At 65.4% G+C, this 12459-nt stretch carries 12 protein-coding genes; 4 read left to right on the top strand and 8 right to left on the bottom strand.

Features of this window, described 5'->3' with window-relative positions:
- Positions 1–8: 8 nt before the first annotated feature.
- From N5C91_RS07790 to N5C91_RS07755, 8 genes are all read right to left on the bottom strand, one after another.
- Positions 9–374 (bottom strand): response regulator, encoded by a 366-nt coding sequence (locus N5C91_RS07790; protein ID WP_054910295.1) that lies wholly within the window; start codon positions 372–374, stop codon positions 9–11.
- Positions 375–548: 174 nt separating this feature from the next.
- The gene (locus tag N5C91_RS07785; RefSeq protein ID WP_236172361.1) at positions 549–1301 is read right to left on the bottom strand and encodes a methyl-accepting chemotaxis protein; all 753 of its coding nucleotides are present in this window, start codon (positions 1299–1301) and stop codon (positions 549–551) included.
- A 955-nt stretch (positions 1302–2256) separates the two neighbouring features.
- Positions 2257–3615 (bottom strand): 8-oxoguanine deaminase, encoded by a 1359-nt coding sequence (locus tag N5C91_RS07780; protein ID WP_233296943.1) that lies wholly within the window; start codon positions 3613–3615, stop codon positions 2257–2259.
- Positions 3616–3893: 278 nt separating this feature from the next.
- Positions 3894–4577 carry an SDR family oxidoreductase gene (locus N5C91_RS07775; protein WP_279828818.1) on the bottom strand — a complete coding sequence of 228 codons (684 nt, stop codon included), beginning with the start codon at positions 4575–4577 and terminating at the stop codon, positions 3894–3896.
- Positions 4578–4623: 46 nt separating this feature from the next.
- Positions 4624–5424, bottom strand: coding sequence for an iron export ABC transporter permease subunit FetB (fetB, locus tag N5C91_RS07770; RefSeq protein ID WP_279828816.1), 801 nt, complete (start codon positions 5422–5424; stop codon positions 4624–4626).
- A complete protein-coding gene (locus tag N5C91_RS07765) occupies positions 5421–6044 on the bottom strand; it encodes an ABC transporter ATP-binding protein (RefSeq protein WP_279828814.1) in 624 nt (207 codons plus the stop codon). Before N5C91_RS07765 ends, fetB begins: the two co-directional genes overlap by 4 nt.
- Before the next feature lie 143 nt (positions 6045–6187).
- Positions 6188–7495, bottom strand: a complete 1308-nt coding sequence (locus N5C91_RS07760; protein ID WP_024766261.1) for an MFS transporter — start codon at positions 7493–7495, stop codon at positions 6188–6190.
- Positions 7496–7836: 341 nt separating this feature from the next.
- Entirely contained in the window at positions 7837–8634 is a 798-nt protein-coding gene (locus tag N5C91_RS07755) for a helix-turn-helix transcriptional regulator (protein ID WP_236201667.1), read from the bottom strand.
- A gap of 570 nt (positions 8635–9204) precedes the next feature.
- Between N5C91_RS07755 and N5C91_RS07750 the strand changes: the two genes are divergently transcribed.
- From N5C91_RS07750 to N5C91_RS07735, 4 genes are all read left to right on the top strand, one after another.
- Positions 9205–10041 (top strand): outer membrane protein OmpK, encoded by an 837-nt coding sequence (locus N5C91_RS07750; RefSeq protein ID WP_236172221.1) that lies wholly within the window; start codon positions 9205–9207, stop codon positions 10039–10041.
- A 186-nt stretch (positions 10042–10227) separates the two neighbouring features.
- Positions 10228–10629, top strand: a complete 402-nt coding sequence (locus N5C91_RS07745; RefSeq protein ID WP_236201641.1) for a hypothetical protein — start codon at positions 10228–10230, stop codon at positions 10627–10629.
- A 138-nt stretch (positions 10630–10767) separates the two neighbouring features.
- Positions 10768–11439, top strand: a complete 672-nt coding sequence (locus N5C91_RS07740; protein ID WP_279828805.1) for a TetR/AcrR family transcriptional regulator — start codon at positions 10768–10770, stop codon at positions 11437–11439.
- On the top strand, positions 11436–12026 hold the full coding sequence (locus N5C91_RS07735; protein ID WP_279828803.1) for an IMPACT family protein: 591 nt from the start codon (positions 11436–11438) through the stop codon (positions 12024–12026). The genes N5C91_RS07740 and N5C91_RS07735 overlap by 4 nt, the downstream gene beginning before the upstream one ends.
- Positions 12027–12459: the final 433 nt, after the last annotated feature.

The following is a 12459-nucleotide window of genomic DNA, read 5'->3' as shown; positions in this document are numbered from 1 at the left end:
GGGTTCCCCTAGGGCAGGACCTTGCGAGTCACTTCCAGCAGCTTCGGTGGGTCGAACGGCTTGACCAGCCAGCCGGTGGCGCCGGCGCTCTTGCCCTGCTGCTTCATGGCGTCGCTGGACTCGGTGGTCAGCATCAGGATCGGCGTGCTGCGGTAGCCGGCCATGTCGCGCAGGCTGCGGATCAGCGACAGGCCATCCATGTTCGGCATGTTCTGGTCGGTGAAGACCAGGTTGTAGGTCTTGCGCTGGGCCTTGCCCAGGCCGTCCTTGCCGTCCACGGCCTCGTCCACCTCGTAGCCGGCGGACTTGAGCGTGAAGCTCAGCATCTGCCGGATCGAGGCCGAGTCATCGACGATCAGAATCTGTTTTCCCATTGCGCTGGTTCTCCGTGGTGCAATGCGTTTTTTCTCGCCGGACGGCGCGCGCTCGCGCCATCCCGGGCGCGCGGAATGGTGGTCCTCAGCCGATCAGGGCGAGGTTGGCCAGGTATTCGATGACTGACTGCAGCATGTCGGTGCCTCCTGCGTTCCCGTCGGGTGGGAATGCACTCAGAAGAGTTCCACTTCGCCTGCGCTCAGGCTCGTCTGGGCGACCGGGTTGCTCAGCGGGCGACCGAGTTCGGCGACTTCGCCGCGCAGGCGCTCGCCCCACTCGCGGGGTTCGCGGCCATCCAGTGCGCCGAGGCCAACGGCCAGTGCGCCGAGGCGCGCACTGTGCTTGCCGATCTGGCCGAGCAACTGGCTGCTCATGTCCTGGAACTGCAGGGCGGTGACCGCGGCGTTGACGCCGTCGCCCACTTCCAGGGAGATGCGGTCCAGCTCCTGCACTACCTTCACGGTGTGCTGGTTCATGCTGTCGAGGTCATCGAGCATGTTCTGGATCTTCTGGCGCGAATCCAGGGCGAAGGTCATGTCCTTGTCGGCCAACTGGCTGATGGCGCCTTCGGCATCCTTGATCTCGTGGTAGACCACGTCGACGTGCTCGCGGATGGCCTGGGAGAAGTGCGTGGAACGGGTCGACAGCGCGCGCACTTCGTCGGCCACCACGGCGAATCCGCGGCCGCTTTCGCCGGCGCGGGCGGCCTCGATGGCGGCGTTGAGGGCCAGCAGGTTGGTCTGCTTGGCGATGGCGTCCATGTCCTGGGTGGACTGCAGGATCTCGGCGATCTTGTGCGTCACGCGGTCCATGCGCTCGACCAGTTGCTGCGAGGTGCGGCTGGTTTCCAGGGTGGCCTCGACGAACAGCCCGAGGGTTTCCTGGGTGGCGTGGATGAAGCGCTGGAAGTCGATGTCGCCGTCCATGTGGCCGCGCCCGTCGTAGCGCTCGATCAGCGAGTGGGACAGGCCGCGCTGGGTGTCGATGCGCTCGGCGAGGGCGTGGAAGCTGTCGGTCAGCTGGCGGATGGCCTGGTGCAGGAGGTTGTCGATCTGGTGCGTATGGCCGTTGAGCTGGGCCAGGTGGCCTTCCACGGATTCCTGCAGCGGGCGCCAGTGCGGCAGCTCGTCGGCCTGCAGGGTGATCGCCTGGGCGTCGACGCTGGTCCTGTTGGCGCCGCACAGCAGGCTGCTCAGCACCAGGCTGGACACCCAGCCGATCGGCAGCATCCACCAGAACGGCACGCCAACCGCGCAGAGCACGGCCACGACGGCCCACGGCAGGGTCTGGATGATGAGGCGCCGCGGCCAATCCTGGCCGACTTCTTGAACCGCCTGGGGGTTCAACTGTGAATCGCGCATTGAAGTGCACTCCATTGCCGGGCGCCGGTAACCGGGCCAAACGGCTGCTGACAACGTCTTGAGCAGGAATTCGGCCCGGCGATTTAAAACTAGAGTGCCAATGGGTGATGTCAAACTGACGGCATATTCCCGTCGTAAGGGATAGACCCTTGATCTAGAGGGGTTTTTGCTGAATGACCGTTCATCGCGGTTGCCTGGATGGCGACGGGCGGTAGTGCGCAGCCCTTGTGTGGCGCGGCCTGTAGCGATTTTTCGATGGCAAAACGTGCCCGCGGGAATGGCATCCGGAGCCACGTGATGGTCTTCGGTTAGGAAGCTTGTTGGCAGGCTGAGTAGAGCGGATTACAGGCGAGCCGATATTCGCTCGGCGCGTGCCCTCACCCCAGCCCTCTCCCATAGGGAGAGGGGGCAGATTGTGCCGGCTGACGCTGGAGGTTCTCCCTGCACCGAGCGGTCCCCTCTCCCGCTTGCGGGAGAGGGTTAGGGTGAGGGGCTCCGCTCGTAAGGGCGCGGAAGGCTTTTACAGGGTACCGAGCAGCTTGCGCGCCGCCTGGGTGTGGTCGGCGATCAGGCGCTTGAGGTCGAGGCCTTCGACTTCGCCGTCGACGACCCGCCAGGTGCCGCCGATCATGATTCGATCAGCCTTGTCGGCGCCACACAGCAGCAGCGCGGAGAGCGGGTCGTGGCTGCCGGAGAAGCGCAGTTCGTCGAGCTTGAACAGCGCCAGGTCCGCCTGCTTGCCCACGGCCAGTTCACCGATGTCGCTGCGGCCGATGAGCTTGGCCGAGCCCTTGGTCGCCCAGCCCAGCGCGCGCTCCGGGGTGATCTGCTCGGCGCCATAGCGCAGGCGCTGGATATACAGGGCCTGGCGGGCTTCGAGGATCATGTTGGAGGCGTCGTTGGAGGCCGAGCCGTCCACGCCGATGCCCACCGGCGCGCCAGCGGCTTCCAGCGCCACTGTCGGGCAGATGCCCGAGGCCAGACGCATGTTCGAGCTGGGGCAGTGGCAGACGCCGGTACCGGCGGCGCCCAGGCGCTGGATTTCCTCATCGTTGAAGTGGATGCCGTGGGCCAGCCAGGTGCGCGGGCCGAGCCAGCCGACGCTGTCCAGGTAATCCACGGTTCGCTGGCCGAAGCGCTGCAGGCAGAAGTCCTCTTCATCCAGGGTTTCGGCGAGGTGGGTGTGCAGGCGCACGTCTTCGCGCTCGGCCAGTTCGGCGCTGGCGCGCATGATTTCCGGGGTGACCGAGAAGGGCGAGCAGGGCGCCAGGGCGATCTGCACCTGGGCGCCTTCGCCGCGCTGGTGGTACTCGCGGATCAGCCGCTGGCTGTCGTCGAGGATGTCTTCGGCGCTCTGCACGGTCTGTTGCGGCGGCAGGCCGCCATCGGCTTCGCCCAGGCTCATGGAGCCACGGGTGAGCATGGCGCGCATGCCCAGTTCCTGGACCACGCCGGCCTGCACGTCGATGGCCTGCTCGAGGCCGTCGGGGAACAGGTAGTGGTGGTCGGCGGCGGTGGTGCAGCCGGATAGCAGCAGTTCGGCCAGGGCGACCTTGGTGGCCACGCCGAGCTGGTCAGGGGTCAGGCGCGCCCATACCGGGTAGAGGGTCTTCAGCCAGGGGAACAGCGGCTGGTTCACCACCGGCGCCCAGGCGCGGGTGAGGGTCTGGTAGAAGTGGTGGTGGGTGTTGATCAGGCCGGGCGTCAGCACGTGCTGGCTGGCGTCGAAGGTCTGCTGGACGGGAGCCGAGGGCTGCTGGCCGGCAGCGACCAGTTCGACGATACGGCCGTCCTGGACGACGATGCCGCCACGGGCGTCCTGATCATTAGCGGTGAAGATGGCCAGCGGGTTGCGCAGCCAGAGACGCGGGGAAGACATGGATGAATTCTCCAAACGGACGGAGCCGTTCGTTCGAGCCGGCTCCATGGGTTCATGGGAAGCCAGCTCAGTGTTCACCCTGTCTGCTGATCCAGGTTCCCTCGCACCCTGGCGGTTCGCTGCGCGTCGGCCAGGCGGCGTTGGCGATTGTCGAGAAATGCTCATTGACTGGAGTCAACTGCGCTTTCTCGCCAACCGCCGCCTTGCCTGGCTCTAGCTCGCAGAACCTGACATGGGGGTCAAGAGAACGCTCATAGTAACGGGCTCGAATGCCGTCGTCACCAGTCGATCGTCGTTCCCTGGTAGTCCAGGTAGAACTGGCCGCCACGGCCGGCGTGGCCTTCGACCTGGTCGGCCAGGCCTTTGACGCTGGTCTGCACGTCCAGCGGCGCGGACTCGCCACCCATGTCGGTGCGCACCCAGCCCGGATGCAGGTTGAGCACGGTGATGCCGGTTTCGCCCAGCTCGGCGACGAAGCTGCGGGTCAGCGAATTCAGCGCCGCCTTGCTCGCGCGGTATAGCGCCATGCCGCCGGACTGGTTGCCGGCGACGCTACCCAGTTCCGAGGTCATGAAGGCCAGCACGCCGCTGTCGCCGTCCAGCCGCGGCAGCAGGCGCTCGGCCAGGCGCAGCGGAGCGATGGCGTTGACCATGAACAGCTGGCCGACATCGGCGAGATTGGCGTCGATGGCCGACTGGTGTGGTGGGCCGTAGATGCCGGCGTTGATGTAGATGAGATCGAAGCGCGAGCCGGCCAGGGCTTCGGCGAGGCGGTCCTGGGAGTGCACGTCGTCCAGCAGCAGCGACTCGACACGCACCGGCAGCGCGGCCAGCTCGCCGGGCTGGGCGGCGTCGCGCACGGTGGCGGTGACGTCCCAGCCGCGATCGAGCAGCTCGCGTACCAGGCCCAGGCCGAGGCCGCGGGAGGCACCGATGATCAGGGCGGATTTCGGGGTGGTCATGGCAGGCTCCTGTGACAGGGGAAAGTGAGCAGCATACGCCGGCGCTTCAATCTTCCGTGCGCAGGCGGTCCAGGCGCAGGCGTTCACGGGGGTCGCTGAGTCGCCAGAGCGACAGGTAGACAGCACCCAGGGCGGCGATGAAGCCGGCGCCGGCGAGCAGGAACATCAGCAGGATCTGGTAGCGCGCGGCATCCAGTGGGTCCATGCCGGCGAGGATCTGGCCGGTCATGATGCCCGGCAGGGTGATGATGCCGGCCGCCGCCATCTGGTTCAGCGTCGGAATGAGTCCGGTGTAGAGCGCCCGGCGGATCAGGCCGCTGAACGCCGTATGGCGGTCGGCACCCAGGGCCAGGCGGGCCTCGATGGCGGCTCGCTCGCGGGTGACGCCGGCGAATACCTGGTTCAGCGCGAGGCTCGCGGCATTCATCGCCGTGCCGAGGATGATGCCCACCAGCGGGATGGCGTGGCGTGCGTCGTACCAGGGCGTCGGGCGCAGGCTGCCGGCCAGGGCGAAGAGGGCGATGCCCAGGGTGGCGATGCCGACGCTGCTGCCACCGATGCCCAGGTGCCACAGACCGACCAGGCGCCGACGCTGCCGCGAACCGACCTCGAAGGTCGCCGCGCCCAGCATCACGGCGATTACCAGCGCCGTCAGCCAGGGCGAGGACAGTGCAAACACCTGGCGCAGGAACAGTCCCACCAGCACCAGTTGCACCACCAGGCGGGCGGCGGAGATCAGCAGCGTGCGTTGCAGGCCCAGGCGCAGCGCCCAGGACAGCGCCGCCGCCGCGACGATCAGTATGGCCGCCAGGGCCAGCTCCGGCACGCTCAGTTGCAGCGGCGTCATGGGTGCAGCTCCGTCAGTCCGTCGTGGTCCAGGTGCAGTTGTCGCTCGCCGAGGCGCCGCGCCTGTTCGGCATCGTGGGTCACCACCAGCAGGCCCATGCCTTGCGCCTTGGCCGCCAGCAGCAGGCGTTCGACATGCTCGCGATTGTCCGGGTCCAGCGCCGCGGTCGGCTCGTCGAGCAGGAGGAAATGCGGCTGCTGCAACAGCGCACGGACCAGGGCCAGGCGCTGCCGCTCGCCTGTCGACAGCTGTGTGACCTGCGCCCTGAGCAGCGCCGGGTCGAGGTTCACTTGCGGCAGCAGGCGACGCGCCCCATCGGGGTCGGCGAAATGCGCGGCGACGTCGTCTTCCCACCAGCCGGACTCTGCCGGCACGTAGGTCACCCAGCGCCGCCACACATGGGCTGGCTGGCTTTCGCGGCTGACCCCGCCCAGGCTGACGACGCCCTGGTTCGGGTCGAGGTCGGCGATCATTCGCAGCAGAAGGCTCTTGCCGATGCCGGACGGACCGCTGAGCACCGTACAGTGGCCGGGGTCCAGATCGAGATCGAACGGCCCGCTGAGGGCGCCGCGCAGAGCGCGCGCGCTCAACGTGCCGACGGGAAAGGGGGAGGGACTCATGGGATTGGCTACGCGACCGTGACGCTGGCGAGGATAGCGCAGCGTCGCGCGTCACCGCAGAAACGACAAGGCCCGGCATGCGCCGGGCCTTGTGGATAAAAAGCCCCGGCGAGTGTGCGCCGGGGCCTGGGCAAGCAGCCCAATCAGTCGGTGGTGATCTTCGAGTGCTTCTGGGTGTCCTTCATGGTCACGTAGACCAGCAGCGAGCAGGCGATGCACGCGGTGACGTACCAGTAGAAGCCGCTCTCCATGCCGATGCTCTTGAACCACAGCGCCACGTACTCGGCGGTACCGCCGAAGATCGACACGGTCAGTGCGTACGGCAGGCCCACGCCCAGGGCGCGGATCTCGGTGGGGAACAGCTCGGCTTTCACCACGGCGTTGATCGAGGTGTAGCCGCTGACGATGACCAGTGCGGCCATGATCAGGAAGAACGCGCCCCACCAGGTGTCGATGGTGTGCAGGGTGCTGAGGATCGGGTAGGTGAACACGGTGCCCAACACGCCGAAGGCGATCAGGATCGGACGGCGGCCGATCTTGTCCGACAGCGCGCCGACGATGGGCTGCAGCAGCATGAACAGGAACAGCGTGGCCGCCGAGATCATGGTCGAGTCGTTCTTGCTCATGCCCACGGTGTTCACCAGGTACTTCTGCATGTACGTGGTGTAGGTGTAGAAGGCCAGCGTACCGCCCATGGTCAGGCCGACCACGGTGAGGACTTCCTTGGGATGGCGGAACAGGGTGCGGATCAGGCTTTCCTTGGGCTCGTCCTTCTTGGTGCTGAAGGATTCGGTCTCTTCCATGCCGCGACGCAGGAACATGGCCACCACCGCGCACAGCGCGCCGATGAAGAACGGAATACGCCAGCCCCAGCTTTCCAGCTGCTCGACCGTCAGGGTCTGCTGCAGGACGATCAGCACTGCCAGCGCGATGAGCTGGCCGGAGATCAGGGTCACGTACTGGAAACTGGAGAAGAAGCCGCGCTGCTCCTTGTTGGCCATCTCGCTCAGGTAGGTTGCGGAAGTGCCGTATTCGCCACCGACCGACAGGCCCTGCAGCAGCCGCGCCAGTACCAGCAGGATCGGCGCGCCGACGCCGATGGTTTCATAGCTGGGAGTCAGGGCGATGATCAGCGAGCCGAAGCACATCAGCAGGACCGACGCCAGCAGCGCCGCCTTGCGGCCCTTGCGGTCGGCATAGATACCCATCAGCCAGCCGCCGATCGGACGCATCAGGAAGCCCACGGCGAAGATCGCGGCGGTGTTCAGCAACTGGGCGGTCATGTCGCCCTGGGGGAAGAATGCCTTGGCGAAGTACAGCGAGAAGGCGGCGTAGACGTACCAGTCGTACCACTCGACCAGGTTGCCGACCGAGCCACTGAAGATCGACTTGATGCGCTGGGAAGTCGTGCGGGGTGCGGCAGAAGCGGAGACGGCGCTTGCGCTATCCATGGGTGTTCCTCTTGTCGTTGTTGTCGTCAGGCGTGCGGACTGCGGGTTACGCCACGCCGGCGCGCCGCGAGGGCGGCGCAGTGTCGAGGGCGATAGCAGGCAGCGTGCCAAGGCGCGAAAGCCGCGTGGCACTAAGGGTTGGGATTTTCAGGTGGGTGTTCGGGCAGGCGAAGCGGCGCCTATCCTGGCGCGGTGTGAGCGGAAATCCGCCGACGTACAGGAGGCGATTCGGCGATGATTCGGAGCGAGTTTCGGCCAATCGCGGACGGAGTCCGTTCCTACGCGAGGGTGGGCTTCGGGTAGGAGCGGACTCCGTCCGCGATCGCTACCCGCCGGCACGGTCACCGCTGGCGGAACAAATCCCCCGGCGTAAAGCCGAACAACCCCTTGAACGACGCGATATAGGCCGAAGTGGAGTCATACCCGCAATCCAGCGCTGCGGCGGTAACGCTGTCGCCGGCCTCCAGCGAACCGAGGGAAGCGAGCAGGCGCTGGCGTTGGCGCCACAGGCGGAAGGTCATCCCGGTCTCGCGCTGGAACAGTCGCGACAAGGTCTTCTCCGAGGTGCCGATACGTTGCGCCCAGTCGCCCAGGGTGTGGCTGTCGGTGGGATGGTCGATCAGCGTCTGGCACAACTGCAGCAGCCGGCCCTCCTGCGGCATCGGCAGGGAGAAGGCGACTTCCGGCAGATCGCGCAGCTGGTCCAGCAGCACATCTACCAGCCGGGATTCGGCACTGTCGCCCTGTGGATAATCCACCGGCAGCTCGCAGAAGCTCTTGATCAGCTCGCGTGCCAGGGGTGTCACCTCCAGCACGCGGCAGCGGTCCGGGGCCCAGCGGCAGGCGTCGTCGCGGATGTACAGGCTGCGCATTTCGGCCTGGGTCGAGGTCACCACCTCATGGTCGAGGAACGCCGGAATCCAGATCGCCCGCTGGGGCGGTGCGAAGAAACTGCCTTCTGCGGTATGCACCCCGAGCACGCCGGTGATGGCGTACGACAGCTGCACCCACGCGTGATGGTGCCGGCTGGTCCACGAGCCCGCGCGCAACCGCTCGGCGCGCGCATAGACCGGCCGGGGCAGGCGCTCGAGCACCGGGATCAGGCGTTGCAGTTCAGGGGGCTGTCCTTTCATCGGTATATCTTGCCAGAGTGTCGCTGGTTGGCAGAGTCTGGCAGGCCGTCGTACCGGCCTCAAGCTGGAGCAGAGCAGTTCGCGGCCAGAGCGGCCTGGTGCGCAGGGCGAAACAGGCGCCCGATCAGCCGACCGCCCGGCAGCCCGAGGCACGCTGACAGGTGTGGTGAAGGCCCTTGTCTGGCATTATCCGCGCCCGGAAAAACGCGTGGTGTGTTCCGACGGCTGTTGGGTAGATTTCCCACAAGACGGTTGTATACACAATTTGTGTTGATTCGTTTCAACACAGGTTTGTCATGTATCCAATCTTCTGGTGGGCGCTTGCCCGTGCAGTGCCTCCTGCTGGGGCCGATGCCCTCGAAACAGGCGAAGTTGTCCTGTGGGTCAGGAAATTGCCCGTCCCGTGCACCTGCGTCTTCCCTGCCAAAGGAGCGAATCCGCAGGGGTTCGTCATAAAAGTGGAACATCTGGTCAGGATTGGCGCCAATCTTGCTTTTCCTCGCCAGGCCTGACCGGATGGACAGGTTCCACCGACAATTAAAAACGCAACACGACTGCACTGATTAGGAGCAACGCATGACTCGCACTCTCGCATCCCTGCTGCTCGCCGGCGGGCTGCTCGCGGCCGGGCAGGCCATGGCTGGCGGTGAAGACCTGAGCCCGGCCCCGGCCGTCAACGATGGTCCGCTGATCTGGCACAACGAAAGCCTGACCTACCTGTGGGGCAAGAACTTCAAGGTAGACCCGCCGATCCAGCAGACCTTCACCTTCGAGAGCGCGAGCGCCTGGACTTGGGGCGACATCTGGTTCTTCGTCGACCAGATCAACTACAACGGCAAGGAAAGCGCCACCAACGGCAAGAACACCTACTACGGTGAGTTCAGCCCGCGCCTTTCGTTCGGCAAGATCACCGGCACCGACCTGTCCTTCGGCCCGGTCAAGGACGTGCTGCTGGCCAGCACCTACGAGTTCGGTGAAGGCGACGTCGAGTCCTACCTGCTCGGCCCGGGCTTCGACCTGGCGCTGCCGGGCTTCGATTACTTCCAGCTGAACTTCTACTACCGCAAGCCCGATGGCAACCGCGTGCCGTCCGGCGCCTGGCAGATCACCCCGGCCTGGGCCATCACCTTCCCGGTGGGCAATTCCGACATCCTCTTCGACGGTTTCATGGACTGGGTGGTGAACAACAAGGACGCCAGCTCCAGCCACCGCAACCAGTCGGACTACCACGCCAACCTGCACTTCAACCCGCAGCTCAAGTACGACCTGGGCAAGGCCATGGGTTACGAGGCCAAGCACCTGTACGTGGGTATCGAGTACGACTACTGGTCCGACAAGTACGGCATCAAGGATTCGCAGTACTTCACTACCGACCAGAACACCGTCAGCGCGCTGGTCAAGTACCACTTCTGACCTGATCCCCTGAAGGCCTCACTGGCGCAGTGAGGCTTGCGTCCCGCTCGTGCCGATCCGGCAGGAGCGGGACGATCTTGTTCAGGTATTGGAAAATTCCTAAGCGGAATAAGTCTTCACCGATGGTGGATATTCGCAGCTAGGCCCACAGTCCGTAGCTCATTGTGAGCACCTGTGGAGATTTCCATGAAAAAACTGTTGTTAGCATCCTTGATCGCCAGTGTCAGCCTGCCGCTGATGGCGGCGCCACCCGGCACTGTAAAACCCCTTTCGCAGTATGAGAAAGGCCACCAGGGCGGCTTCTACAGCAGCGCCGTCGATGCCCCTGTCGCTGCTGCGGCCAGCGAGGTGGAAGGCGCTTCCATTGGCGCTGCTGATGCAGCTGCTGGCACCGCTGCCGCTGAGACCGCCGCGGCAGTGCCGTCTGCTACTTCCTCGCTGGGCCTGAGCACGCCGCTGGTAGGTTCGCTCACTGTAGGGGCCGCCGTGGGGATCGGTGCCGCAGTAGTGGCCGCTGGAGTGGCCATTGGCAACAGCGGCGGTGGCGGTGGTCATCACAACACCGCTGGTACGGTTGCTGCCAAGTGACCCGCAAGCCCCCGGCGGCCTGCCGGGGGCTTCATGGTGGCGGCTCACCGCTTCGACGATTTCGCTCCTTTCGCTTGAATCCCTCCACCCGCCTGGGTTATCCATGCAGCGCCCCCGCTCAATGCACGGACTTCCCGCATGACCCTCCAGGTACCCGCCCATACCGCGCCCAACGGTGAAAAACCCGCCGGTCGCATTCGCCAGAAGAACGAGGAAGCCATTCTCGCCGCCGCCGAGGAGGAGTTCGCCCGCCACGGTTTCAAGGGCACCAGCATGAACACCATCGCCCAGCGCGTCGGCCTGCCCAAGGCCAACCTGCACTACTACTTCAGCAACAAGCTGGGGCTGTATGTGGCGGTGCTGAGCAACATCCTCGAGCTGTGGGACAGCACCTTCAACCACCTGACCGTGGACGATGACCCGGCCGTGGCGCTGGCCGCCTACATCCGCGCCAAGATGGAATTTTCCCGCCGCTACCCGCAGGCCTCGCGCGTCTTCGCTATGGAGATCATCAGCGGCGGCGAATGTCTCTCCGAGCACTTCAGCCAGGACTACCGCACCTGGTTCTCTGGCCGCGCCGCGGTGTTCCAGGCCTGGATCGACGCCGGCAAGATGGACGCCGTAGACCCGGTGAACCTGATCTTCCTGATCTGGAGCAGCACCCAGCACTACGCCGACTTCGCCACCCAGATCGGCTTCGTCACCGGCCGCAAGCGCCTGTCCAGGCAGGACTTCAGCGATGCCAGCGACAACCTCATCCGCATCATCCTCAAGGGTTGCGGGCTGACGCCGCCGTCGACCTCGGCATGAGTTTCACCCTGGCCGGCCTCGCCCGGTACGAAGAAGACATCCGCAAGAGCCGCTTCCAGTGCGTCGCCGCACCGATCGCCAGCGAGGCCGAGGCCCAGGCCTTCCTCGCCGCGCACCGGGACGCCAGCGCCGGGCACAACTGCTGGGCGTGGAAGCTGGGCAGCCAGTACCGCTTCAGCGATGACGGCGAGCCCGGCGGCACCGCCGGCCGGCCCATGCTGGTGGCCATCGAGGGGCAGGACATGGACCGCGTGGTGGTCGTGGTCAGCCGCTGGTTCGGCGGCATCAAGCTCGGTACTGGTGGCCTCGCTCGCGCCTATGGAGGCTGCGCAGCGAAATGCCTGCAGGACGCCGAGCGCATCGAACTGGTACCCAGCAGTCGGCTGGCGTTCGACTGCAGTTTCGCCGAGCACGCGCTGTTCAAGGCGCGGGTGCTGGCGCTGGGTGCCAGTGTCGAGGACGAAGCCTTTGGCGCCGCAGGCGTGCGCCTGACGCTGAACCTGCCGACCACCGAGGTCGAGTCCCTGCAGAAGCTCCTCAGCGACCTCAGCCGCGGTCGTGTCCAGGCGCAGCTGCTGGACGCCTGATTGTTCTCCCCAAACACCGTGGAGCCGCCTGTGGATAACCTGTGGCAGGACTGCTCCTGCCCACGTACTCCGCAGCCTTCAGCGCTTCGCTCATTTTTTGAACAATTGCTTTCGGGTCTGTTGAACAAAATATGAACAAGCTGTGGAAAAGGTGTGGGTGAAATTTCCCCGGAACATTGTCAGACGCCACTTCTGACCGCTTGGTGAATTATTCATTGGATTGATGCAGGGCTTGCAGTGCCTGGGCCTGGGCTTTTCGACGGGTTCGCGGGTGGAGCCCGGAGGGCTGGGGGAAAGTCTCTGGACAATCTGTGGGCAAGTTGTGGGCAAGGTGTCTCGCTGGCGTGACACTTCGTGCGCTGATCGGCCGCCATCACCCGTCTGCTATAGCGGCAAGGCTGCCGTTTCGCTTGGAAAATCTGTGGATAACGCT

Origin of the sequence: Pseudomonas sp. GD03903 (assembly GCF_029840045.1) — a bacterium.
Taxonomy (GTDB): domain Bacteria; phylum Pseudomonadota; class Gammaproteobacteria; order Pseudomonadales; family Pseudomonadaceae; genus Pseudomonas; species Pseudomonas pseudonitroreducens.
The sequence above is the reverse complement of the archived record's forward strand: the minus strand, read 5'-3'. Positions and strand labels throughout refer to the sequence as shown.

Coding starts and splice junctions, on each gene's coding strand:
- N5C91_RS07760 (WP_024766261.1), bottom strand. CDS start 7,495: ATGGATAGCGCAAGCGCCGTCTCCGCTTCTGCCGCACCCCGCACGACT.
- N5C91_RS07785 (WP_236172361.1), bottom strand. CDS start 1,301: ATGGACGGCGACATCGACTTCCAGCGCTTCATCCACGCCACCCAGGAA.
- N5C91_RS07750 (WP_236172221.1), top strand. CDS start 9,205: ATGACTCGCACTCTCGCATCCCTGCTGCTCGCCGGCGGGCTGCTCGCG.
- N5C91_RS07790 (WP_054910295.1), bottom strand. CDS start 374: ATGGGAAAACAGATTCTGATCGTCGATGACTCGGCCTCGATCCGGCAG.
- N5C91_RS07745 (WP_236201641.1), top strand. CDS start 10,228: ATGAAAAAACTGTTGTTAGCATCCTTGATCGCCAGTGTCAGCCTGCCG.
- N5C91_RS07775 (WP_279828818.1), bottom strand. CDS start 4,577: ATGACCACCCCGAAATCCGCCCTGATCATCGGTGCCTCCCGCGGCCTC.
- N5C91_RS07765 (WP_279828814.1), bottom strand. CDS start 6,044: ATGAGTCCCTCCCCCTTTCCCGTCGGCACGTTGAGCGCGCGCGCTCTG.
- N5C91_RS07780 (WP_233296943.1), bottom strand. CDS start 3,615: ATGTCTTCCCCGCGTCTCTGGCTGCGCAACCCGCTGGCCATCTTCACC.
- fetB (WP_279828816.1), bottom strand. CDS start 5,424: ATGACGCCGCTGCAACTGAGCGTGCCGGAGCTGGCCCTGGCGGCCATA.
- N5C91_RS07740 (WP_279828805.1), top strand. CDS start 10,768: ATGACCCTCCAGGTACCCGCCCATACCGCGCCCAACGGTGAAAAACCC.
- N5C91_RS07735 (WP_279828803.1), top strand. CDS start 11,436: ATGAGTTTCACCCTGGCCGGCCTCGCCCGGTACGAAGAAGACATCCGC.